Source organism: Dongia sp., from assembly GCF_041909655.1.
Lineage (GTDB): Bacteria > Pseudomonadota > Alphaproteobacteria > Dongiales > Dongiaceae > Dongia.
On the sequence record NZ_JAYRDA010000001.1, the window covers coordinates 459664 to 483925 of the forward strand.

General features: G+C 60.1%; 22 protein-coding genes. 5 read left to right on the forward strand and 17 right to left on the reverse strand.

The genetic code is table 11. From position 1 onward, the window contains the following. A complete protein-coding gene (gene uvrC, locus ACE3PR_RS02000) occupies positions 1 to 1872 on the reverse strand; it encodes an excinuclease ABC subunit UvrC (RefSeq protein WP_374368073.1) in 1872 nt (623 codons plus the stop codon). Here uvrC and ACE3PR_RS02005 point away from each other — a divergent pair. Beyond that, positions 1855 to 1983 (forward strand): hypothetical protein, encoded by a 129-nt coding sequence (locus ACE3PR_RS02005; RefSeq protein WP_374368083.1) that lies wholly within the window; start codon positions 1855 to 1857, stop codon positions 1981 to 1983. The two genes, uvrC and ACE3PR_RS02005, sit on opposite strands and share 18 nt — an antisense overlap. A gap of 426 nt (positions 1984 to 2409) precedes the next feature. On the opposite strand, the gene ACE3PR_RS02010 is transcribed toward ACE3PR_RS02005, so the two are convergent. The 3 genes from ACE3PR_RS02010 to ribB form a co-directional block, all read right to left on the reverse strand. Beyond that, positions 2410 to 2829 carry a dihydroneopterin aldolase gene (locus tag ACE3PR_RS02010; protein ID WP_374367598.1) on the reverse strand — a complete coding sequence of 140 codons (420 nt, stop codon included), beginning with the start codon at positions 2827 to 2829 and terminating at the stop codon, positions 2410 to 2412. 150 nt (positions 2830 to 2979) lie between these two features. Next, positions 2980 to 3753 (reverse strand): SDR family oxidoreductase, encoded by a 774-nt coding sequence (locus tag ACE3PR_RS02015; protein WP_374367600.1) that lies wholly within the window; start codon positions 3751 to 3753, stop codon positions 2980 to 2982. A gap of 3 nt (positions 3754 to 3756) precedes the next feature. Next, complete coding sequence (gene ribB, locus ACE3PR_RS02020) at positions 3757 to 4836, reverse strand: 3,4-dihydroxy-2-butanone-4-phosphate synthase (protein ID WP_374367602.1); 1080 nt, start codon at positions 4834 to 4836, stop codon at positions 3757 to 3759. Positions 4837 to 5231: 395 nt separating this feature from the next. On the opposite strand from ribB, the gene ACE3PR_RS02025 reads away from it, so the two are divergent. Further along, positions 5232 to 6926, forward strand: coding sequence for an ABC transporter substrate-binding protein (locus tag ACE3PR_RS02025; protein ID WP_374367604.1), 1695 nt, complete (start codon positions 5232 to 5234; stop codon positions 6924 to 6926). A gap of 55 nt (positions 6927 to 6981) precedes the next feature. On the opposite strand, the gene ACE3PR_RS02030 is transcribed toward ACE3PR_RS02025, so the two are convergent. From ACE3PR_RS02030 to ACE3PR_RS02075, 10 genes are all read right to left on the reverse strand, one after another. Beyond that, entirely contained in the window at positions 6982 to 7230 is a 249-nt protein-coding gene (locus tag ACE3PR_RS02030) for a cold shock domain-containing protein (protein WP_374367606.1), read from the reverse strand. Beyond that, the gene (locus tag ACE3PR_RS02035; protein WP_374367608.1) at positions 7208 to 8041 is read right to left on the reverse strand and encodes an ABC transporter permease; all 834 of its coding nucleotides are present in this window, start codon (positions 8039 to 8041) and stop codon (positions 7208 to 7210) included. The genes ACE3PR_RS02030 and ACE3PR_RS02035 overlap by 23 nt, the downstream gene beginning before the upstream one ends. Further along, complete coding sequence (locus ACE3PR_RS02040) at positions 8031 to 8951, reverse strand: ABC transporter permease (protein WP_374367610.1); 921 nt, start codon at positions 8949 to 8951, stop codon at positions 8031 to 8033. The genes ACE3PR_RS02035 and ACE3PR_RS02040 overlap by 11 nt, the downstream gene beginning before the upstream one ends. A gap of 9 nt (positions 8952 to 8960) precedes the next feature. Next, entirely contained in the window at positions 8961 to 10007 is a 1047-nt protein-coding gene (locus tag ACE3PR_RS02045) for an ABC transporter ATP-binding protein (protein WP_374367612.1), read from the reverse strand. A gap of 106 nt (positions 10008 to 10113) precedes the next feature. Further along, entirely contained in the window at positions 10114 to 11277 is a 1164-nt protein-coding gene (locus ACE3PR_RS02050) for an ABC transporter substrate-binding protein (RefSeq protein WP_374367614.1), read from the reverse strand. 206 nt (positions 11278 to 11483) lie between these two features. Continuing rightward, a complete protein-coding gene (locus ACE3PR_RS02055) occupies positions 11484 to 12590 on the reverse strand; it encodes a GTP-binding protein (RefSeq protein WP_374367616.1) in 1107 nt (368 codons plus the stop codon). After that, positions 12587 to 13684 (reverse strand): COX15/CtaA family protein, encoded by a 1098-nt coding sequence (locus tag ACE3PR_RS02060; RefSeq protein ID WP_374367618.1) that lies wholly within the window; start codon positions 13682 to 13684, stop codon positions 12587 to 12589. The genes ACE3PR_RS02055 and ACE3PR_RS02060 overlap by 4 nt, the downstream gene beginning before the upstream one ends. Positions 13685 to 13754: 70 nt before the next feature. Next, a complete protein-coding gene (locus ACE3PR_RS02065; protein ID WP_374367620.1) occupies positions 13755 to 14240 on the reverse strand; it encodes a cytidine deaminase in 486 nt (161 codons plus the stop codon). Continuing rightward, complete coding sequence (locus ACE3PR_RS02070; protein WP_374367622.1) at positions 14230 to 14829, reverse strand: Crp/Fnr family transcriptional regulator; 600 nt, start codon at positions 14827 to 14829, stop codon at positions 14230 to 14232. The genes ACE3PR_RS02065 and ACE3PR_RS02070 overlap by 11 nt, the downstream gene beginning before the upstream one ends. Positions 14830 to 15124: 295 nt before the next feature. Continuing rightward, on the reverse strand, positions 15125 to 15478 hold the full coding sequence (locus ACE3PR_RS02075) for a DMT family protein (protein WP_374367624.1): 354 nt from the start codon (positions 15476 to 15478) through the stop codon (positions 15125 to 15127). A gap of 346 nt (positions 15479 to 15824) precedes the next feature. On the opposite strand from ACE3PR_RS02075, the gene ACE3PR_RS02080 reads away from it, so the two are divergent. Then, positions 15825 to 16895: an alkene reductase gene (locus tag ACE3PR_RS02080; RefSeq protein WP_374367626.1), complete on the forward strand. Its 1071-nt coding sequence runs from the start codon at positions 15825 to 15827 to the stop codon at positions 16893 to 16895. A gap of 60 nt (positions 16896 to 16955) precedes the next feature. Here ACE3PR_RS02080 and ACE3PR_RS02085 read toward each other — a convergent pair whose 3' ends face one another. Next, positions 16956 to 17450: an Hsp20/alpha crystallin family protein gene (locus tag ACE3PR_RS02085; RefSeq protein WP_374367628.1), complete on the reverse strand. Its 495-nt coding sequence runs from the start codon at positions 17448 to 17450 to the stop codon at positions 16956 to 16958. 295 nt (positions 17451 to 17745) lie between these two features. On the opposite strand from ACE3PR_RS02085, the gene ACE3PR_RS02090 reads away from it, so the two are divergent. Continuing rightward, positions 17746 to 20148 carry an FAD-dependent oxidoreductase gene (locus ACE3PR_RS02090; RefSeq protein WP_374367631.1) on the forward strand — a complete coding sequence of 801 codons (2403 nt, stop codon included), beginning with the start codon at positions 17746 to 17748 and terminating at the stop codon, positions 20146 to 20148. Positions 20149 to 20324: 176 nt separating this feature from the next. Next, the gene (locus tag ACE3PR_RS02095; RefSeq protein ID WP_374367633.1) at positions 20325 to 20597 is read left to right on the forward strand and encodes a hypothetical protein; all 273 of its coding nucleotides are present in this window, start codon (positions 20325 to 20327) and stop codon (positions 20595 to 20597) included. Between the two features lie 39 nt (positions 20598 to 20636). Here ACE3PR_RS02095 and ACE3PR_RS02100 read toward each other — a convergent pair whose 3' ends face one another. After that, positions 20637 to 22676, reverse strand: a complete 2040-nt coding sequence (locus tag ACE3PR_RS02100; protein WP_374367635.1) for an FAD-dependent oxidoreductase — start codon at positions 22674 to 22676, stop codon at positions 20637 to 20639. Positions 22677 to 22711: 35 nt separating this feature from the next. Next, the gene (locus ACE3PR_RS02105; RefSeq protein ID WP_374367637.1) at positions 22712 to 24247 is read right to left on the reverse strand and encodes a trimethylamine methyltransferase family protein; all 1536 of its coding nucleotides are present in this window, start codon (positions 24245 to 24247) and stop codon (positions 22712 to 22714) included. Positions 24248 to 24262 lie beyond the last annotated feature (15 nt).

The following is a 24262-nucleotide window of genomic DNA, read 5'->3' on the forward strand; positions in this document are numbered from 1 at the left end:
TCAGCTTTGATGGAAATGGTCGTAAACTTTCTTTGCGACCGTTTCCGAGATTCCTGGAACGGATGCGAGGTCCGTCAGGCCGGCTTGGGCGACGGCGCGCGCCGAGCCGAAATGCAGCAGCAGCGCTTTTTTGCGTTTGGCACCGATGCCGGCCACATCGTCCAGGGGTGATTTGGAAATGTCGGCTGATCGTTTGGCCCGATGAGTGCCGATGGCAAAGCGATGCGCCTCATCGCGCAGGCGCTGCAGGTAATAAAGCACCGGGTGCTTGTGATCGAGGCTGAAGGGCTCGCGTCCGGGCATAAAAAAACGCTCGCGGCCGGCATTCCGATCCGGCCCCTTGGCGATCGCTGCCAGAGTGACGTCGTCGATGCCGAGTTCGGCAAAAACTTCCATTGCGACATTTAGCTGTCCCTGGCCACCGTCGATCAGTACCAGATCCGGCCAGGTGTCGCGCGCATCGTCGGGGTCCTCTTTGATCGCGCGGGTGAAGCGGCGCATGAGTACCTGACGCATCATCGCATAATCGTCGCCAGGCTCGATCGGCGCCTCTCCCGCTTCTTCATTGGCCGGCCGGATGCTGAACTTGCGGTACTGGTTCTTCATGAAGCCGTCGGGGCCGGCAACAATCATGCAGCCATAGGCATTGGTGCCGGAGATATGGCTGTTGTCGTAGACCTCAATCCGCTTGGGCGGTGTCTCCAGATCGAACACCTCCGCCATGCCCGCCATCAGCTTGGCCTGGGACGCACTTTCAGCCATGCGGCGCGCGAGTGCTTCCTTGGCGTTGAGCATGGCATGCTCGACCGGCTTTCTTTTATCGCCGCGCTTTGGCTCCAGGATCTCGACCTTGGCACCGGCCCGTAACGAAAGCGCTTCGGTCAGCAAGCCAAGTTCTGCCGGCATTTCGTTGACCAGGATCAGGCGCGGCGGTGTTTTATTCTCATAGAACTGCGCCATGAAGGCCGCCAGGATTTCCGGCGGCTCGGTGGTCTTGTCATGGGCCGGGAAATAGGCGCGGTTGCCGTAATTGCCGTGATTGCGGAAGAAGAATACCTGGATGCAGGTGTGTCCGCTCTCGTGATAGGCCGCAATGATGTCGGCCTCCTCGACGCCCTCCAGATAGATGTCCTGACGGCTTTGGATAAGCGCGAAGGCTTGTATGCGGTCACGCAACTTTGCGGCGCGCTCGAACTCCAGCGCATCCGATGCGGCCTGCATCTCGGTGCTCAGACGTTGCTTGACCTTGTCGCTCTTGCCGGTGAGGAAGTCGCGCGCCTCTTCGACCAGAACTGCATAATCTTGTTCCGAAATGCGGCTGACACAGGGTGCCGAGCAACGCTTGATCTGGTACTGGAGGCAAGGCCGAGTGCGGCTGGCGAAGATCGAATCGGAACAAGGGCGCAACAAAAAGGCGCGCTGCAGGGCGACGATGGTTCGGTTGACGGCGCCGGCCGAAGCAAAGGGGCCGAAATACTGCCCTGGCCGGTTGCGGGCACCGCGATGCTTGGCAATCTGCGGCGCCGGATGATCCGCGGTGATCAGAATATAGGGGAAGCTCTTGTCGTCGCGCAGCAGAACATTGAAGCGCGGTCGATAGCGCTTGATCAGGTTCGCTTCCAGCAGCAGCGCCTCGACCTCGGTATGGGTCGTCATGAATTCCATGGTCGCCGTCTCGGCGATCATGCGCTGGATACGATTTGCCTGCCGATTGGGCAGGGTATACGAGGTCACCCGTTTCCTGAGATCCTTGGCCTTGCCGACATAGAGAACCTCGCCGCTGGCCGATATCATCCGGTAGCAACCGGGTGTGTTGGGTAGGGTCCGTACCTTGGCACGAATGATCGAGGCACCATGCGCGAGCCGACTCATGCCTTTGGGGCGAGCTTGGCCCCCTTCCAGGGTCTCGATTTCATCGAGGTCGAGGCCGTCGTCATCTGCAAGTTCTGGATCGTCAATCATGCGCATGGGCTTGTCGCGTAACGGATATTTGTTCGCGGAAAATGGTGGTGGCGGGGGCCAATTGCATCCGTCGGACCCTAGCAGGAGCATGTGGTCAAGTTAACTTCAGGGATATCCACCAAATCTGTGGATAAGTCTGTCGATATCGCCGCGACCAGCTTATTGCATGTCCGGGAATCAAGCTCTCGCTTATTCTGCTTAAAAAATAGGCATGACAGTTAACTTATTGGAATAATTAGTTTTATACTAATGGAAATGCAACATTGCGGTCATCAAGGGGATTCAGTCTTGACTCTTACGGCTGCTTGGGACTCGACCTCGGCATTGTGAACAACTTGCCTCAGGAATCGTCCTTTAGAGGCCTGAAAGGTTTAACTTTTGGTCAAAACGAGGTGAAAATTTCGACCCCGAATCGGAAAAACCTGACCGAATTGCGGAAGGGCCGGTTCAGCGCCCGATTCGGTGCCGTTCGATCTCCACGCCGACGCTGTAGGCCTCCTTGAAGACTTCCAGTTTGTCGATCCGCACCTTGGCGCTGAGCACCCGGTGGTCGCGGAGGCAGATCGTGGCAATCCGGTCCGCCAGGGTCTCGACAAGATTGGTATGGCCGTCGGCCACCACGGCCTTGATCCCCATTACCGCCGTTGCGTAGCAGACCACGTTATCAACATCGTCATTGATGTCGGGGTGTTCCAGACAGGTCATCTCGACATTGATCTGGATGCGCTGCTGCGCCAGGCGTTCATGTTGATGAATGCCGATACTGCAAGGCAGAACGAGATCACGGATAAAAACCCGCATGGTTGGAGCGGGTGCAGCTTGAGGCGCTACGCTCTGTAAAGACGTGATTTTTTCCACGGTATTCATGTTTGCTGGACCTCCTGGATCCTGGTTACGTCACCCGCGGCGCCGCACTCTGGAGCGCCTGTGGTGGATCGGAGGGCCGCACCCTGGGGCCCGCATGAATGATCAACATTATAGGCGCCGGGCGGGTTCCTGGCTATTGCTTCGGGCCACCTATTCGCGGGGCTGAAAGCCCTTGTTGGGCACTTGCCAACCGAGATGTTCGCCGCCGTCCAATGCTATCATTTGGCCGGTCATCGACGACGACCCCAAAATATAGAGAACGGTCTCGGCGATCTCTTCCGGCGTGGCGCCATGGCCCAACGGCATGGCGGCGGATTGTGCGGCAAAATGTTCGGGCGATTGACGCGGGCTGGGCAAGGTCGGGCCGGGACCGATCGCATTGACGCGGATCTTCGGCGCCAGGGCGAGAGCCATGGTCCGGGTCAGGGTCCAAAGTCCCATTTTGGCAACCGTATAGGACATGAAATAGGGGGTTAGTTTCCAGACCCGCTGATCCAGCATGTTGATGATGTTCCCGGTTACCCCTTCTGGAAGGGCGCGCGCCATCGCCTGAGAGAGCACGAAGGGGGCCCGCAGATTGATTTCGATATGCCGGTCCCAGCTCTCGCGGGTCACGGTATCGATCTTGTCCATCTCGAAAACCGAGGCGTTGTTGACCAGGCAGGTCACCGGCCCCAGTTCGCGATGGGCGGCTGGGACCAAGTCCTGGACCTGCTCTTCCCGTCCGAGATCGGCCTGCAGCAAAATCGACCGCCGGCCCAGTGCGCGGATGTCACTGGCGGTTGCCTCAGCCTCGTCTCGGGAGTGGTGATAGTGGATCGCAATATCCCAGCCCTCCGACGCCAGTTTCAGCGCGATGGCGCGGCCGAGCCGTTTGGCCCCCCCCGTTACCAGGGCGACATGGGCTGGAGATGGGGGCGCCATGCGTCAGAGCCGCTCGGTGCTGAGGATTTCGACGCCGAAACCGGAAAGACCCATATATTGCCGTTCCTTGGTGGCCAGTACACGGATCGATTTTACCCCCAGGTCTTTGAGAATCTGGGCGCCCAAGCCGATCTCGCGCCATTGTTCCAGGCGCGAGGCCTCGCTGCCGGCGGGTTGCTTGGCGGGCGGGGTGACGCCGACGGCTCCTTCGCGCAAATAGATGATCACACCGCGGCCGGCCGCCTTGATACGTTCCAGGGCGCGGGCCACGCTGCTATGGGCTGGGTCGAATACGTCGGCAACGGCGTCTTCCTGTTGCAGGCGGATCACGATGTCCGTGCCATCAGAAATGTCGCCATAGATGACGGCGATATGGTGGGCGGAATCAAAAGCCGTTGAATAAACGATGGCCCGTGCCGCGCCGATCGAGGTCTTTACCTCGCCTTCGGTGGTGCGCGTGATCAGCGATTCCCGCTGCTGGCGATAGGCGATGAGATCGTCGATCGAGACCACCAGCAATTTATGCTCTTTGGCGAAGGTCAGAATATCCGGCAGCCGCTTCACGCTGCCGTCGTCATTAACCAGCTCGGCGATGAGGCCAACCGGTGGCAGGCCGGCCAGGCGTGACATGTCGACGGCCGCCTCGGTATGGCCGGAGCGGATAAGAACGCCGCCTTCGCGGGCAATGAGCGGGAAAATATGGCCGGGGCGGACGAAATCCTCGGCACCGACATTGGGATTGGCGAGTGCGCGGATGCAGGCACAGCGCTCCTGGGCGGAAATCCCGGTGGTAAGATCTTTGGCGTAGTCGATCGAGACGGTAAAGGCGGTGGCATGCGGGGCGACATTGTCGGCCACCATGGGCGTCAGATGCAGCCGCCGGGCGTCAGCCCGGGTGATCGGGGTGCACAGGATGCCGCTGGTGTGCCGGATAAAAAAGGCCACATGCTCTGGTGTCGCCTTGGACGCGGCCATGATGAGGTCGCCCTCGTTTTCGCGATCTTCGTCGTCCACCACAATCACCGGGTGTCCGGCGGCGATGGCGGCAATGGCGTCTTCGATCTTGTCGAGCTTGCTGGTCATGCGGCCTCGGTCGTCAAAAATAGCTTGGAAATCGAGCTGTCCGGGCAATAGCGCGTCCCACCGGCGGCTGCAAGCCCCTCTGGCGGCGGCAGCCGGCCGCCAACCGGGTGGTCTGCCTGACCGTTCAGTGCCCGGCTACCCGTTCAGAACCAATGACTCAGGCTCAGGACAGGATGCGTTTTTTGCATGCACGATTGACGATGGAATGATTTTCGGTCGAGACTGTATGAAACTAAGATTAACAAGACGCCGCCAACCCAAACCAAGTGGGTAAGATCAATCGGAACGAACCAGGGTGGGCGTTCCGGAAAACAAAGGCGGTCATCACGGGATAGCAGGCCTCGATCCGGGGTCTGTTCCCTCACAGGGACGTTTCACCATAGGGAGGTTTCAAAATGACTTTTCGATCTGGCAAGGGCGACGGCTACCATCCGGAGATCCCCAGATTGGTCGAGGCGCTGGAAAAGCGGCATATCGGTCGCCGTGACTTCCTGCGCACTGCCACATTGCTGGGCATGAGCGCCGGCGCGGCCTATGCCATCGCCGGCAAGGTCATCGGCGGCGACATGATCGGTGCCGCCAAGGCGCAGACACCCAAGAAGGGCGGCGTGCTTCGAATCGGCGCCCGCGTGCCGGCAACCGACACGCCGGCGACATTCTCCTGGGTCTACGATTCCAATATCGTGCGCCAGGCCAACGACTACCTGACCCGCACCAAGGGCGATGGCATCACCATCCCCATTCTGCTTGAAAGCTGGGAGCCCAGCGAAGATCTCAAGACCTGGACACTCAAAGTCAAGAAGGGCGTGAAATGGTCGAATGACGAAGATCTTGTCGCCGATCACATCATCTGGAACATCACGCGCTGGCTCGATCCGAATGTCGGTTCGTCGGTTCTGGGCCTCTTTCAGGGCTTCATGCTGAAGGAAATCGAGACCGGCGAGAAAGACGAAGCCGGTAATCCGAAGAAGACCACCGAGCTGTGGGATGCCAACGCGATCGAGAAAGTCGACGACTTCACGATCAAATTGAATGGTCAGGCTTCGACGCTCGCGATTCCCGAGAACCTGTTCCATTATCCGGCTTTCATCCTGCATCCGAAGGATGACGGTAAATGGGGGCCGGGAGCGATCGGCACCGGTGCCTTCGAACCGGTCGAAATCGAAGTCGGCAAGAAGGCCGTGCTCAAGGCCCGCTCCAAGTATTGGGGCGAAGGACCGTTCCTCGACGAGGTGCAGTTCATCGATCTCGGTGACGATCCCGCAACCAAGCTTGCGGCTTTGGCCTCGAAGCAGGTCGACGGGCTGTATGATGCCGACATCAAGATCTACCCCAGTGTCCAGAAGCTGGAGCATGTCGAGCTGCACAAGATCAACACGGCGCAAACGGCGGTCGCCCGTATGCATTGCAACGAGAAGCCGTTCGATGACGCACGTGTCCGCAAGGCCATGCGTCTGGCCATCGATTGCGAAGCGGTATCCAAGATCGCCTATGGCGAATTGGGCACGCCGGCACAGCACCACCATGTGTCGCCGGTCCATGCCGAGTTCGTCGACATGCCGATGCCGCGTGATCTTGATGCCGCCAAGAAGCTGCTGGCGGATGCCGGCTATCCGGATGGCATCGATGTCGAACTCCATGCCAAGAAGGATCCCGATTGGGAGCCGACCGCTTGCCAGGCGATGGTCCAGCAATGGGCCGAAGCTGGCATTCGCGTGAAGTTGACGGTTCTCCCCTCGGCCCAGTTCTGGGACGTCTGGACCAAAGTGCCGTTTGGTTTCACCGTTTGGACCCACCGACCGCTCGGCATCATGGTTCTGGGCCTTGCCTATCGTACGGGCGTTCCCTGGAACGAAAGCAACTTTGCCAATCCGAAATTCGACGAATTGCTGACCAAGGCGGAAGGCCTCGTCGATATCGAGAAGCGCAAGGAAGTCGTTAAGGAGATCGAGCACCTGATGCAGGAAGAAGGCCCGATCGTTCAGCCGCTCTGGCGTCAGAGCTATCAGCCCTTCGATAAGAAGCTGATGGGCTACGAAGCGCATCCGACAGAATATTACTTCTGTGAAAAGATGTGGTGGGAAGCCTAAATCCAGGCGTTATCGCGAAAATGGGCGGCCCGGGAAACCGGGCCGCTTTTTTTGACTAATCCGCTGGCGCTATCTTGCCGATCTCGACGGCGAAGAAGCGTCCGTCGCCATGGCTGGCGCGACGGAAACTGATCCGGTCGCCCTCGTTGAGACTGGAAATTTCGCTGGCTGCCAGTTCCGCCACATGCACGAAAACATCGGTGCCACCGTCATCCGGTTTCACGAAGCCATAGCCCTTCTGTGCCTTGAACCAGAGCACAGTGCCGGTGACGAGATTGTCGCTACTTTCCGCTGCCGGCGACATCGTCGGTATCGCGGGTAAGGTAATAGGCCATCAGGATCGGCCCAAAGGTGATGATCATGACAAAGATGGCGGCCACGTTGGTGACCGGCCGTTGCCGCGGTCGCGCCAATTCGCCGAACATCCAGATCGGCAACGTCTCCTGCTGGCCGGCAGTGAAGGTCGTGACAATGATTTCGTCGAAAGAGAGGGCAAAGGCCAGCATGCCGCCCGCCAGGATTGCGGTTGCCAGATTGGGCAGGATCACATGGCGGAAGGTCTGGAAGGAATTGGCGCCGAGATCCATGGAGGCCTCGACCAATGCCGGCGACGAACGCCGCAGCCGGGCGATCGCGTTGTTGTAGACCACGACGATACAAAATGTGGCATGACCGAGGACGATGGTGAGATAGCTGAAGGGAATCTCGCCCAGCGCAAAGGCCGAGCGCAGGCTGATACCGGTAACGATGCCGGGGAGAGCGATCGGCAGCAGGATAAGGAGTGTTACTGATTCCTTGCCGAAGAAGCTGAACCGGTACATCGCCGCGGCAGCGCATGTGCCAAGGACAATGGCAATCAGCATGGCGACGAAGGCCACTTGCACCGACAGCCACAGCGCCGCCCAGAAATCGGCCCGGTTCCAGGTCACCTCGAACCACTCGGTGGTGAGGCCCGGCGGGGGGAAGCTGTAGCTGGCGTCATCGGTGGTGAAGCCATAGAGAACGATGAACAGGATCGGCAGATTGAGGAACAACACGCCAAACCAGGCGGCGGCCTTGAGGCCCCATCCTGCTTCACCCTTACTGCGGTCGGGAGCGATGGCTTTAGAGGGCATCGAACGCTCCCAGTTTCTTTGCGATCGTCAGATACACGGCCATGATCACGATTGGCACCATGGCAAAAGCCGCCGCCATGGGGATATCGCCGGCGGTACCCTGCAACTGATAGACCGCCTGGCCGATGAACGGACGCGACGAGCCGATTAATTGCGGAATGATGTAATCGCCCAGCGTGAGCGAGAAGGTGAAGATCGAGCCGGCGGCGATGCCGGGGATCGCCAGCGGAAACACCACCTTGCGGAAGGTCTCGCTTGGCCTGGCCCCCAGATCGCTCGAAGCTTCAAGTAGCGAGCGCGGCACGCGTTCGAGCGCGGCCTGAATCGGCAGCACCATGAAGGGCAGCCAGATATAGACAAAGGTAAGTGCGGTGCCGATATAGGAGGTCGAAAGAGACGAGCCCTCAACGATGGGCAGGGTGAGGACCCAATCCAGCAGGGGACCAAGGCCCAGAGCATTGAAGGTCCAGTGAATGGCGCCTTCCTTGGCCAGGATCAGCTTCCACGAATAGACGCGCACCAGATAGTTCGACCACAGCGGCAGCATGACGGCGACATAAAACAGCGCCTTGGTGCGACCGCTGGCATAGCGCGCAATGTAATAGGCGAGAGGGAAGGCGATCACGCCGCAAATTGCTGTGACCACGGCGGCCATCACGACGGTACGCCAGATGATGGCAAGATTGGTGGGGGTGAACAGCCGGGCATAGCTGTTCAGGCTGATGTCATAGACGACCTTTCCGGTGAAGTCGTCGATCGAAAAAAAGCTTTGCGCAAGCAGACTGAAGAGCGAACCCAAATAGATGACGCCGAGCCACAACAGCGGCGGCAGCAGGAGCAGGGCCAGCACGAATTTGGGCCGGTTGAAGAGGTAGGTGGAAAGCTGGCTGGAGAGGCTGGTGCTGGCCATGTTCGATCCTCAGCCGACCAGGCGCATGAGGTGGCGCGCTTCCCACCATAGCAGGACCCGCTCGCCTTCCTGAGGTTCGATATGCACCTCGCGATTCTGAACGGCGACAGTGACCTCGCCGCCACCATCCAGCGCCACGTCGTAGCGCGTATTGGCTCCGAGATAGAGGATCGCCGTTATCCGGCCTTCCGAGCCCATGGCATTGGCCGGTATCGTTCCGCCGGTCGCGGCCAGATGGATCTTCTCGGGGCGGATGGAGCAAGATTCCGCGCGGCCCGTGATGCCCTGCGCGACGGTCGGCGCCAGGAGATTGGACACGCCCACGAAACCAGCGACAAAGGCGGTCGCTGGCGTTTCGTAGAGCTCGTGTGGCCGTGCCATCTGCTCGATCCGCCCTTGATTGAAGACGGCGACACGGTCGCTCATCGAAAGTGCCTCGCCTTGGTCATGCGTGACATAAACGAAGGTGATGCCGACACGGCGCTGAATGGCTTTGAGCTCGACCTGCATCTGCTCGCGTAGCTTGAGATCGAGCGCACCCAGAGGCTCGTCGAGCAGCAGCACGCTCGGGTGATTGACCAGAGCGCGGGCGAGGGCGACGCGCTGGCGTTGGCCACCCGACAATTGGGACGGCTTGCGCTGACCGAAACCACCCAGCGCCACCATTTCCAGCATTTCTTCCGCCTGGCGCCGGCGCTCGACCAGCGGCACTTTGCGGATCATCAGGCCGTAGGCGACATTGTCGACGACGTTCATGTGCGGAAACAGGGCGTAGTCCTGGAACACCGTGTTGACGTCGCGATCATAGGGCGGCACGCCGACCATATTCTTGCCATGGATAGAGACGATGCCGGCACTCGGCTGCTCGAATCCGGCGATGAGCCTGAGGGAGGTCGTTTTGCCGCTGCCCGACGGGCCCAGCATGGCAAAGAATTCGCCATCGAGAATATCGAAGCTCACCCGGTCGACGGCTTTTACGCCTCCGTAATGGCGCGAAACCTCGCGGAAGGAGACGGCGATTCCGTTGCTGCCGGTGGGTTCGGTCGTGATGCTCATGATCTCAACTGCCGGAAATAATTAACAAGGGTTATGGAAGCCCAGTGCCGAAACAAGTTGGGGGCGGATCACGCGCGACCCGCCCCCAGGTATCAAGGCTCAGCTTTTACTGTCCGCTTTGGACGGATTGCACAGCCGAGACCCAGTCACGATAGGGCACGCATTCGCCACCTTGCGTGGGGCAATCTTTCTCTGGCGTGCGCCAGAAATGAATGCGCGAGAACAGCTGGATGCCGTTCACGACGCAGCCATTGCCCGCGAGCATCGGATCGTCGCAGGCCGCGGGTACCGCCGGGACGCTGCCGAACCAGGCGGCCGTGCCGGCTTGCGCCACATTGGTAAGCGAGTGATTGAGCCACTTATAGGCGCAGTTCGGATGCGGGGCGTCGGCATGCATCATGGTCGTATCGGCCCAACCCGTGGCACCTTCCTTCGGCACCGTCGACCCGATCTTGACCTTGCCGCCAGCACGCAGCGTGTTCACCTGGAAGGGCCAGCTGGTCGAGGCGACGACGCCTTCATTCGTAAAGTCGTCCATCTGTGCCACCACGTCCGACCAGTAGCGGTTGACGAGGCCACGCTGCTGACGCAACAAATCGACCACAGCGTCGAACTGTGTCTGGTTGAGCTCGTAAGGATCCTTGATGCCGAGCTCGGGTTTGTTGGCCATCAGATAGAGCGCCGCGTCGGCAAGATAGATCGTGCCGTAATAAGCTTCGACCCGGCCTTTATTGGACTTGCCATCCGGCAGGGTCTGCTCTTCGAACACGACCGACCAGCTCTGCGGCGCATTCTCGAAAACGTCGGCATTATACATCAGCACATTGGCACCCCATTGCCATGGCACGCCGAAATGCTGGCCATCAACGGTGTGCCAGCTGGCATTCTGCAGCTTGGGGTCGACCTTGGAATATTCCGGGATGAGGGACAGATTGATCGGTTGTACCGTGCCACCACGGATGAGACGCACCGAGGCATCGCCCGAGGCGGTGACGAGATCGAAGCCACCGCCATTCATCAGCGACACCATTTCGTCCGAACTGCCGGCGGTCTTTACAGTCACCTTGCAGCCGGTCTCCTTTTCGAAACCGGTGACCCAATCGTAGTTCGGATCCGTTTCGCCGCGCTCGATATAGCCTGGCCAGGCGACGATCGCGACTTCGCCCTCTCCTTCGCCGATGCTCTCCAGCATATCGGCCTGCGCAACACCCGCGCCTAGCAGCAAAGTGGTGGCAACACTGGTGATTGCCAGCCGTGATTTGACGGACATGATAGCCTCTCCCTTTGGTTGGCGATGGAGGGTTGGTTGGTTCTTGTCAGCCCAGGACAGGACGCCTGGAAAGCGACCGCCCCGCCCCTCGATCAAGAGGAAACCTAGCAACCTTCATGAAATTGCAAAACTAAAAAGCGTCGGTTGCCGATTAGTTCGTGGCGCTTATGCGCGGTTTCCGGGGCCGACTGGCCCGATCGCCTCGTTCAGGCCGCGTCGCTCAGGAAAGCGTCCAGGGATTCCTGGATCGTGGCCGGAGCAATATCCCGGGTGATGAGCACGATCTTGGAGCGCCGGTCGGTATCCGGCCAGGCGGGCAGGAGCACCGGCGGGTGGAAGAGGTGCTGGACACCGTGGACCGCGACGGGTGCAGCTTCGCCAGCAACGTTCAGAAGCCCCTTCATGCGCAGGAGGTCCGGCCCCCGTGTAGCTGTCAGCATGTCGATCCAGGCGCAAAAACGCTGCCAGTCGAGGGGCTCGTCCCGGGTAACGCAAAAAGCGCGGATATGATCGTCGTGACGGTTCACGTCGAGGCCGTGTGCATGGTCGTGAGCGTGATCATGGCTATGATGGTGGTCATGGCCGTGCTCGGCGTGATCGGTCGCGTGTGAATGACCCTCGACATAGGCTTCTTCGTGCAGCCAGCGTTGCACGTCGAGGCTTTTGGTTTCCGGATTGTAAAGGCCGGCATTGAACAAGGCGCTTGGTTCGACGACGCCCTGTGCGACCCGCAGGATCGGAGCCGCGGGGTTAAGTTGACGCAGGCGCGCCTCAATTTGCGCGATGGCGGGATCATCGGCGAGATCGCATTTCGTCAGCAGCAGACGGTCGGCGACAGCCGCCTGCTTGACGGGCTCCATCTGCCGATCCATCTGTGACATGCCGTTGACGACGTCGATCGTCGTGATGATGCCGTCAAGCCGATAGACCGAGGTCAGTACCGGATCCTGCATCAATGTGTGCAGAATCGGCGCGGGGTCGGCCAATCCGGTGGTCTCGATCACAACGCGCCGGAATGCCGGAATCTCGCCCTTGTGACGACGGCGATAGAGCCGGCGCAGGGCGTCGATGAGATCGCCGCGCACCGTGCAGCAGAGGCATCCGGACGAAAGCAGCACGGTGTCATCGGTCGCCGGTTCCACCAGCAAATGATCCAGCCCCGTCTCGCCGAACTCGTTGATGACGACGGCTGTCTCGCCCATGTCTGGATGCGCCAGCAAATATTTGAGCAAGGTGGTCTTGCCGCTGCCCAGGAAGCCGGTGATGACCGAGACGGGCAATCTTTCCGGCGGTGTCTGATCTGTCTCGTTCATGCCGCACCTGTCAGGCGTCGCTGCAAGCCATGCTGCAGGGCCAAGCCGGCACCCAACAACACGAAGGCGCCTAATTGATGAAGAACAGCGAGCGAGATGGGAACTACCAGCATCAGCGTGGTGATGCCGAGAAAGGCCTGCGCTGCCAACGCGCAGGGCAGGGCAATGGCACGCCTCTTTAAGACAGGGTCGATATCCCGTCGGCGTAACCGCACCAGAAAGGAAATGACGGCGATGGCGACGAAGCCCGAGAACAGGCGATGCTGGAACTGGATCGTCGCGACATTCTCGGTGAAGTTAGTCCACCAGGGGGACAGCAGGAACAGATCGGGTGAAAGCCAATGACCGTTCATGCGGGGAAAATCATTGTAAATGAAGCCGGCATCGGTCCCGGCGACCAGACCGCCCAAGGCGATCTCGAAGGCGATCACGATGTTCATCCAGCGTGCATGCCGGGCAAGTGCGACCGTTTCATCGCGGTTGCCACGCAAGGGCGCAGTGTCGAGATAGTCGAGGGCATACCACAGCATCAGCCCGAAGATAGCGAGCGCCAGCATCAGATGAATCACCAGGCGGTACTGGCTGACATCGATCCGGTCCTGGAAACCGCTTGCCACCATGAACCAGCCGGCAACACCTTGCAGGGCGCCCAGGGCGAAGAGGCCGAAAAGGCGTGGCAGGTCACGTCGGCCGAGATAGCCCTTGAACCAGAACCACAGCAGCGGCCCGGCAAAGGCGACCGCCAGCAGGCGCCCCCAAAGGCGGTGAAAGTATTCCCACCAGAAGATTTCCTTGAAGGCATCCAGAGTCATGCCGGCATTGACATGTTTGTATTCGGCGATCTGGCGGTAGAGGGCGAAGACTTCTTCCCATGCCGCGTCACTGAGCGGGGGCAGAGTGCCCATGATCGGCTTCCATTCCATGATGGAAAGGCCGGAATCGGTCAGGCGCGTAACGCCACCCAGCATGACCATGACCATGACCATGACGCAAAGCATGACCAGCCAAAGGCCGATAGCACGGCCTGCGGCAGCCAAGGGACGAGCCGGTGCGGTCGCACTTTGGCTACGGGATTGGGTCAGGATTGTGGTCATTTCTATCTCGGTTTCAGGCGCCGGAGCATAGCCATGCTGACGTAAAATGAAAGTCCTGCCAGGCGAGGGCCTAAAGCTCCCGACGGTACTTGTCCGGTAACAACTCGCCGACCGCTACGCGGCGCAATACGCCCGCCCGCGACATGATGATATCGGCTCCCGGCGCAAAATCGGTCAACATCTCGCGGCAGATGCCGCAAGGCGAGACGACTTTGGGTTGAGCATGCTGCTCTCGCGGTCGCGGATGACGCACCGAAACAATGGCATCAATCGTCGTTTCGCCGGCGGAGAGCGCGGCACCCAAAGCCACGGCCTCGGCGCAGACCGAGCAGCGACCGACATACGTGTCCAGGTGCAAACCCAGATAGATTCGGCCCGAGCCACCGCGGATGGCGGCGCCAATATGGTGCCGGTTTTCGACGTAACGGGCGCGGATGAATTCGATTGCCGCCTCGGTGAGCGCACGGTCATCAGGTGGCAGGTTACTCGTCTCGTCGGCAATCCGATGTTGCCGCTCGTCGCGAAGCGTCACGATGTGCAACCCATCAATCGCCACCTGCGGCAAGTTCCGCGAGCTGGTCGGCTTTCCGCAATTCAATGGCATGACTGCCATTGATGGAGATAACGCCGGCGCTCTTGAGTTTCGACAATTGGCGGCTGACGGTCTCGATGGTGAGGCCGAGGTAATCGGCGATCTCGCTGCGGTTCATCGGCAAGTCAATGGGCGCGCCGCAATGGCCGCGTTTCTTGGCCTTCTCGAACAGCAGGCACAGGAAAGTGGCGACGCGCTCCTGGGCCGTCTTGCGCCCCAGGAGCAGCATCCATTCCTGCGCCAGGTCGAGATCGTCATGCGCCAGCTTCAGCATCTGGTGCTCAAGCGCCGGGATTTCCGACATCAGGCGTTGCAACGACGCGTGGGGAAAGACGCAGACTTCGACCGGCGAGAGGGCCTCGGCAAAGCAGCGATTGGTCCGGAAAATAGCCGATCCGATAAAATCGCCTGGGAACAGGAAGCCGACCACCTGCTGCCGGCCATCAGGCAGCAGCTTGTAGGTTTTGACGGAGCCTTTTACCAAGGTGCCGATGACAGTCACCGGATCCTCGGCGGAGAAGAGCGTGTCCTCGGCGGCGAAATGGCGTGTCATCGCGATCGCCCGAAGACGCTTTTGCTCCGCTTCGCCCAGAGCAACGCAAATGCCTAGTGATCGAACGTCGCAATTCTCACACGTATGGACGGGCGCGTCCGGACGGGAGGTTCCTGTCACGCCTGACCGCTCACTTCCTTTGGCTTCAGTGCCGGGTAGCTGTCGCATTGCGTCCCCATATTGTGCTAGCGCAATGGTTGCTCCTTGACCTTGATCAAGTCAAGCGGTCCGCCCTGCGACCGATCACCTCCCCGCTCCTGGCGCCCTGCAGCGGCGCCGGGAGCGGGGAGGAATTTCACCATTTATGGAAAATGAAGAAACCGGCGGCGGCGATGAAACCAAAGCCGACGGCATGGTTCCAGCGAATGGTTTCGCCGAGATAAGCCCAGGAAAAGAAGCAGAAGACAATGAGAGTGATAATCTCCTGCATCGTCTTGAGCTCGGCCGCAGTATAGACCGAATGGCCGATCCGGTTCGCGGGCACGGCAAAACAGTATTCGACGAAGGCAATACCCCAGGAGGCGATCACGACAAGCCAGAGTGGCGCGGCCTTGAATTTGAGGTGGCCGTACCAAGCAAAGGTCATGAAAACATTGGAGAGAATGAGCAGGACAATAGGGGATAGTTGCGGCGTCATGAAAGCCGGCATGGTCGGTTTCCTCAAAAGGCATGTGTGACCCTGGCGGGCCGAGTTCTAGCAAGTTCTAGTTCAGGGCGACAATGGTTGCGTTGGGCCGGCAGGCAAGAACCAACCCGGGCGGATGAGGTGCAAGCAAAAGGACCGTCAAGCCGTCGGCGTGGCCCTGCTCGGACCATGTGTTGCTTCCATAGGCGACGGCACACCGAAACATGTGTGAAATGCGGGCCTGCAGAAAAAGCAGGCCTCCAAGCCGGTTTGGCCACTTGTCGCAATGCCGACCGCTCCGTATCTACACAAAGTAAAGGGGAGAAGTCGCGTTTCTGCCGTTTTACCCATTCATTGAGGGATACCATCCATGGCTCATCTTCTCGACCCGATAACGGTCGGTGATCTACGACTCCCCAATCGTGTCTTCATGGCGCCGTTGACCCGGTCGCGTGCCAGCGCAGGCCGGGTGCCGAATGCACTGATGAAAGAATATTATGAACAGCGCGCAAGCGCAGGTCTAATCCTGACCGAAGCAACTGCCGTGACGAGGCAGGGTGTCGGTTATGCCGATACGCCGGGTATCTGGTCGGCGGAGCAGATTGAGGGCTGGAAGGCCGTCACCAAAGCCGTTCATGACAAGGGCGGTCACATCTTTCTTCAGCTATGGCATGTCGGCCGGATATCGGATCCCTCTTTCCTCGATGGCGGTCTGCCGGTGGCACCGAGTGCCATTGCCCCAGCCGGACATGTCAGTCTGCTGCGACCGCAGCGCCCTTATGTCACGCCGCGCGCTTTGGCGCTGGACGAAATCCCGGGCATTATCGCCGCTTACGCACAGGGTGCGGAAAACGCCAAGAAGGCCGGTTTCGACGGGGTCGAATTGCACGGTGCCAATGGCTATCTGCTGGATCAGTTTCTACAGGACAAGAGCAATCACCGCACCGATGCTTATGGCGGATCGATCGAAAACCGCGCTCGTCTGATGCTGGAAGCAACCGATGCGGTGCTCAAGGTCTGGGGTCCGGGCCGGGTCGGCATGCATCTGGCGCCGCGCGGCGATTCCCACGATATGGGCGACAGCAATCCGGCGGCGACCTTCGGCTATGTGGCCGAACAACTGGGCAATCGCGGCCTTGCCTTCCTGTGCGCCCGCGAAGCCAAGGGTGCCGATTGGCTTGGACCGAAGCTGAAAGCCGCCTTCGGCGGCACCTATATCGGTAACGAAAAATTCACGCGCGAGAGTGCCGAAGCGGCGATAGCTGCGGGCGAGGTAGATGCTGTCGCCTTCGGCAAGTCCTTCATCGCCAACCCCGATCTGCCGAAGCGATTTGAGTTGGGCGCACCGCTCAACGACCCGCGTCCCGAGACCTTCTATGGCGGTGGTGCAGACGGCTATACCGACTATCCAGCCCTGGAAGATTCTCTCGTGACTGCCTGATCCACAATAAAAAAGCGGGCCTGCCAGGATGGGCAGGCCCGTTTCTATGTTTTACGCCAGTCAGCGCGATTTAATGTCAATCTTGCGGGTCTTGGCGGCGACTTCTGCGGGGCGGGGACAGGTCACCTTGAGTACGCCCCTGCTGAATTCGGCAGAAACCTTGTCGTTCTCCGCTGCATAGGGCAGGCGGATCGCACGCTGGAAGCTGCCATAGCTTCGTTCCATCACGTGATAGCCCTTGTCCTTGCTTTCGTCGGTCCGCTCGATCTTTTTTTCGCCGCGGATCGTCAGAAGATCATCGACCAATTCGACTTCGACCTCCTTCTCGTCGACCCCCGGGAGTTCGGCTGTTAACTCGATACCCTCCTTGGTCTCCTTGATATCGATCTTCGGGACCGCCGCCCCCTCGCCCCATACCGAGGGCAGCGAGCCGAAACCCTTGAACATATCGTCGAACAGACGATCAAATTCGCCGCGCCAAGCGGTTGGATCATTCCGCTCGCCATTCTTGGCAAGGGACGAACGGCCGAACGGTGTCAGTGCACGAAACGACATCTTTCCCTCCATTTGATTTTCGTCAGGAAAACCCGCTCTGCCGCTTCCGATGGGCTCGATACAATTTACGGCAGATTGCGGGGTCTTCCTCTACATGGGAATGAAAGGAGCTGCCTGCAAGCATGGTGGCTGCGGCCGGACGACGCGTATGTCGAAGCCGGGAAATAGGAAAGGAAAACTCACCTGATTTATGAGATTTCCGGACTTTGTTTCAGGCGAGGCTTGAGGCTAGCTAGGTGCCGGGCAGGCGCCGGATCGACCGGCCATCTATCTGAGCGAAAAGGGATTTGAGATCATGAAGTCGCAGGCGCGCGTGGTTGTCATCGGGGGTGGCGTGGTGGGTGTCAGCGTCCTCTACCACCTTACCAAACGGGGCTGGACCGATGTCATGCTGGTGGAACGGTCGGAACTGACCTCCGGTTCGACCTGGCATGCGGCGGGTGGCATGCATACGATCAACGGCGACCCCAACATGTCGCATCTGCAGGCCTATACCGTGAAGCTCTATGACGAGCTGGAGCGGGAATCCGGGCAGTCTTGTGGGTTGCACCGCGTGGGCTGCCTCTATCTTGCCGGCACGGAAGCGCGTGCCGAATATTTCAAGACGGAACTTGCCAAGGCGCATTACCTCGGTATCGGGCTCCATGAGGTCAGCATGGAGGAGGTGAAGAAGATCAACCCGCTGGTGGATACATCGAAATTTACCAAGGCGATGTTTGATCCTGCCGATGGGCATGTCGACCCCTCCAGTGTCACCCATGCCTATGCCAAGGCGGCGAAGAACAAGGGTGCCACGATTTCACTGCGCAACCCGGTCATCGAGCTTCATCAGAAACCGAACGGTCATTGGCTGGTCGTGACCAAGGAAGGCACGATCGAGGCGGAGTATGTGGTGAATGCGGGCGGCCTGTGGGCGCGCGAGGTCGGGCGCCTGGCCGGAATCGATCTGCCCATCCTGCCGATGGAGCATGAGTACATCGTCACCAACGCGATCCCCGAGGTCGAGGCGCTGGATCACGAGATCCCGATGACCATCGATTTCGAGGGCGAGAGCTATATGCGGCAGGAGCAGAAGGGCCTCCTGATCGGCACCTATGAACATGATTGCCGGCATTGGGCCCTCAAGGGAACGCCGCAGGATTTCGGCCATGAATTGCTGCAGGAGGATGTCGATCGCATCTGGTCGGCGCTGGAATTCGCGATGACGCGCTATCCCTGCCTCGAAAAGGGGGGCATCAAGCGGACGATCAACGGGCCGATGGTCTTTGCCCCCGATGGCAATCCACTGATTGGCCCGGTTCCGGGCCTCACCAATTACTTCTCGGCCTGTGGCGTCATGGCTGGCTTCAGTCAGGGCGGCGGCGTCGGCATGGTGGTTGCCAACTGGATCGTGGATGGTGAACCGGGCATGGACGTGTTCGCGATGGATGTGGCGCGCTTCGGTCCGCATAACAACCGCGCCTTTACCATCGAGAAGACGACAGAGAATTACCGCCGCCGCTTCACCATGACCTTCCCCAATGAGGAATTGCCGGCGGCACGGCCCCTGAAGACCTCACCAATCTATTCCAGCCTGAAGGCGGAAGGTGCCTTGTTCGGCGCGGCCTTCGGCTGGGAATATCCGCTCTGGTATGCGCCCAGTGGTGTCGAGGCGCAGGAGCAGCCGACCTATCGGCGTTCCAATGCCTTCCAGCACGTGGCGGCGGAAGTGCAGGCGGTGCGTGATCATGTCGGCATCTGGGAGACCTCCAGCTACGGCAAGATCGAGGTGGCAGGGCCGGATGCCGCCAAATTCCTCGATCGCATGGTCAGCAACAAACTCCCGGCGTTGGGCCGCACCGTACTCTGCCCGATGCTGTCCCCCAATGGCCGCATTTTTGGAGATCTCACTGTAACGCGGATCCGGGAAGATGCTTTCCTCATGATCGGTTCGGGCACGGCGGAAACCTATTACATGCGCTGGCTCAACGCGCATGCGCAAGGTGAGCGGGTCTCGATCCGCAATGTGACGACCGAATATTCCGGCCTGTCACTCACCGGGCCGAAGGCGCGGGAGGTGCTGCAGCAACTGACCGATACCGATCTTTCGACCAAGGCTTTTCCCTTCCTGAACGCGCGGGAGATACAGGTAGGCCTCGCCGATGCTTTGGTAATCCGGGCAAGCTTCACCGGCGAACTTGGCTATGAAATCTATGTGGCGCCGCAAAATCTGCTGCATGTCTATGAGCGATTGCGCGCCGCGGGCGATGCCTTCGGCCTGCGGCTCTTCGGCGTCCGTGCGCTGCATGCCATGCGGGTCGAAAAAGGTTATGGTTCCTGGGGGCGCGAATTCACGGCGGATTACAACGCCGCCGAAGCCGATTGGGGTCGCTTCGTCAAACTCGACAAGGGCGATTTCATCGGGCGTACGGCGGCGGAACGTCATTTCAAGGAAGAGGTGTCGCGCAAACTGGCTCTGCTTGAAGTGGCGGCCGACGATATCGACGTCATGGGGGCCGAGCCGATTTTCAGCGGTGGCAAGGCGGTGGCACGAGTCACCTCGGGCTATTTTGGCCATTCCGTTGGCAAGCAATTGGCGCTGGCCTATCTGCCCATCGCCGGCGATCAATTCGAAATCGAGGTGCTGGGCCGGCGTGTGTCTGCAAAGCGCCTCAAGGAAGCGCCGTTCGACCCGGCTTCAGTCCGGCTTCGCGGGTAGAATTTTTTCGGTAACCATCTGTAACAGCGGCGCGTGGCGACACGCGCCGTTGTCATTTGGAACATCCTGCGACATCTCGGCGTTACCGAGGCGCTCTAGCCTTCTAGTCACGAGCGAAGGCCTAGACCGCCCGGAAAACGGCCGACCTCCACTCGCTGTCAAAAAGGAGATTCGTCATGAAAACGTATCTGCTGATCAGCACGCTCGCCGCATCTCTGCTGGCTTCCGGCGTCGCCTATGCCGCCGGCACCACCAATGCCGAGAAATGCACCGCCCTCACCACGCAATGGAATGAGGTAGCGCTCACCCACAAGACCAATGCGAAATTCCCGGCGGCACAGAAGGAAGCCGATGCCGGCATCAAGATGTGTCACGCCAGCGACAGCCCCACCGGCATCCAGTCGCTCGACAAGGCGCTCAACATGCTGGGCGTCAAACCTTCGGCGTGATCCTGGTCGCTCCCTCGCCTCAGGGGCGAGGGAGCATGATCAGAAGGTCTTGCACAGCCTCAATCCGTCATAGATCGCCGCATGGATGTTGCGGGCGGCCACGGCGTCGCCGATCCGGAAGAGCTGAAAGGAGCCAGCGCTATTGGGGGCGAGGCTCTGCGGTCGGCCCTCGATGAAGGCATCCAGATCCATCTCACCGCGATTGCGGCTCTCTTCCTTCAAATCGAAGTAAACGCCATCCGCCGGCAGATTGCCGTGTGCCACGATGATCTGCTGGGCGCGGCGCTCAACCGTCGATTTGTCATAGGGATTGGACAAGGTTGCGACCAATTGATTGCCGTCCTTGCGGATGCCGGTCATGCGAAGGTTGAGCGTCATGCGCACGCCCGCCTGATAGAATGCTTTGTAATAGGCGGGATAGTTCAACCCGCCGACTTCGACGCCGATGGCGCGTTCCGGCGTCACAATCTCGAATTTGACGCCTTTCCCAGCAAGATATTCGGCGGTCGAGAGGGCCTCATGGCCGGATTCATCGTCATAAAGAAGAACATCATCCGATAGCGCGACCTGACCCGACAGCACGTCCCAGGTCGAGGTCGCAAGATCGGCACCTGTCGCGAAGGGCGCTGTATTGGGGGTGCCGCCGGTGGCGATGATGACGATGTCCGGTTCCTCGGCGAGAATGTCGGCGGCTTCGGCATAGGTGTTGAAACGGAACCGAACGCCGGCCAGTTCGGCCTCGGCATAGAGCCAATCCGTGATGCCAATCAATTCCTTGCGCCGGTTCACCTTGGCGGCGATGGCAACCTGGCCGCCGGGGCGGTCGGTCGCCTCGAAGAGTGTCACATTATGACCGCGCTGGGCCGAGACGCGGGCCGCTTCCAATCCAGCAGGTCCGGCACCGACGATGACGATCTTCTTCCTTGGTCCGTCGCTCTGGCTGATGACGTGTGGCAGGGTTTCCTCGCGGCCCGTCGCTGGATTGTGCAGGCACAAAGCCTCGCCGCCCTGATAGATTCGGTCGATGCAATAGCCTGCGCCAACGCAGGGGCGGATGCGTTGCTCCTCACCGCGCATCATCTTGGCGACGATATGCGGGTCGGCCATATGGGCGCGGGTCATGCCGATCATGTCGACCGCGTCGTCGCTGACCCAATGCCGAGCGGTGGCGAGATCATTGACGCGGGCGGCGTGGAAGATCGGCATGCCGGGGAGGACGTCGCGCACGGCCTTGACCTTGGCGAAATTAGGCCCGGCCGGTGTTCCCATCAGGGGAATGACGTGTGAAAGAGATTCGTCGGTGTCGATGGCGCCGACAATCACATTGATGAAATCGACCAGCTTGAGATTCGTCAGGCGTCTGGCGATCTCGACGCCTTCGGTAAAGGGCAGGCCATCGGGCATGGTTTCATCGACCACCATGCGGATGCCGATGATGAAATCTTGCCCGACCTCGCGCCGCATCTCCTCCAGCACCTCAATGCCGAAACGCATGCGATTCTCGAGGCTGCCGCCATAGTTATCATCGCGCGTATTGGTGCGTGGCGACCAGAAGGCGTCGAACAGATGGCCGTAAGCCTCGATTTCGATCCCATCGAGATCGCCCGCACGGCAGCGCCGCGCGGCACTGCCATAGGCTTTGACTATACGGCGGATGTCGAAATCCTCCATTGTCTTCGGGAAGGCGCGATGGGCGGGCTCGCGCTGATGCGAGGCGGAGACGACCGGCAGCCAATGCTCCTTGCTCCAGGAGGTGCGCCGGCCGAGATGGGTGATCTGACACATCACCGCGCAATCATAGGCATGGACGCGTTTCGCCAGCGCCTTGAAATCGGGGATGATGGCATCATCGTGAACATAGAGATTGCCGAAGGCCTGGGGTGAGTCCTTCGCGACGACCGAGGAGCCGCCGATCATGGTCATGGCGGCGCCGCCCTTGGCCTTCTCCTCATGATAGAGCTGATAGCGGAGGCCCGGCATGCCGCCCACCGAATAGGCTGGCTCATGCGAGGTCGAGAAGATGCGGTTCTTGAGGGCAAGGTGTTTCAGCCGGAACGGCTCAAGCAATGGATCTGTCATGTTCGGCGCGGGCTTTCTTGCTGGCTCGGTGGATCTCAGTACCAGGCATCCGCCATGGCTTGTTTCTTGCGGTCCATGAAATCGTTGAGTGCCTCGTCGATCGCGGGATCGAGGACGGGGTCGACATGTGATTGCAGCAATGCCTTCCAGCGCTTGTCGGCACGGACATCCGCCGGGCGCGAACCGGCATCGCGCCATTGTTCGAAGGAATCGTTGTCGGCGAGATCCGCGTCATAGAAGGCGGTCTGGTAGTTCGCCATGGTATGGGCGCAGCCGAGGAAATGCTTGCCCGGCTCCACCTCGCGGAAGGCATCCATCGCCATCGCATTATCGTCGAGGGTAAGGCCGCCCATCAGTCTGTGCATCATGCCGAGGTGATCACAATCGAGCACGAATTTCTCGTAACCCATGACCAAGCCGCCCTCGAGCCAGCCGGCAGCATGCAGGATGAAATTGGCACCGCCCAATAAAGCCGGCCAAAGTGAATCAGCGCTTTCCTGCGCCGCCTGCGCATCCGCAACCTTTGAGGCTGTGAGCGACCCGCCGCAGCGCAGGGGTACGCCCAGCCATTGCGCCAATTGTCCGATGGCGAGGTAAGCCAGGGCCGGTTCCGGCATGCCGAAAGTGGGGGCGCCGGAGCGCAGTGACATCGAGGACAGGAAGTTGCCATAGATGACCGGTGCGCCTGGCCGTTCAAGCTGTGTCAGCGCCACGCCGACCATGGCTTCGGCGTGGGCCTGGGCGATGGCACCAGCCGTCGTCACAGGGCCCATGGCGCCGCCCAGAATGAAGGGCACGACGACGGCGGCCTGATTGGCGGCCGCATAGGCGCGCAAGGCCCGCGACATGACGCCGTCGAAGATGAGCGGCGAGTTGGTGTTGATGTTACCCAGGATGACGCAGTTCTTGTCGACGAAATCGGCGCCGAACAGGATGCGGCACATCTCGATGGAATCGAGCGCGCGTTCCGGCGCCGTCACGGATCCCATGAACGGTTTCGCAGAATGCTTGATATGGGCATAGACCATGTCGAGATGGCGCTTGTTGACAGGGATATCTACCGGCTCGCAGATCGTGCCGCCGGAATGGTGCAGCCAGGGCGACATCCATGTCATCTTGACGAAGTTCTTGAAGTCTTCGAGCGTGCCGTAGCGTCGGCCGTTGTCGCGATCATAGACGAAGGGCGAACCGTATGCGGGCGCGAAGACCACCGCATCACCGCCGATCTCGACCGAATGCCCGGGATCACGCGCATGCTGGGTAAAGGTCTTGGGCGTGGTCTTGCGGATGATCTCGACCACATGGCCGGGCTCGAAGCGCACCCGCTCGCCCTCGACCTTCGCGCCAGCCTTGCGCCAGAGATCCAGCGCTTCGTCATCGCCGCGGAATTCGACGCCGATCTCAGCCAGGATCAATTCGGCCTGGGTATGCAATTGCTGCAAGCCGTCGGGCTGCAGCAAGGCATAGGTGGGCACCTGGCGGCGGATGAAGGCCGGAGCGGCGATCGCCGGGCGGTTGCGGGTGCGATTGCGCTGGCGGCCTGAGCCGCTGCTGGCTGTCGTGTCAGTCATCTTACTGCCGATCTA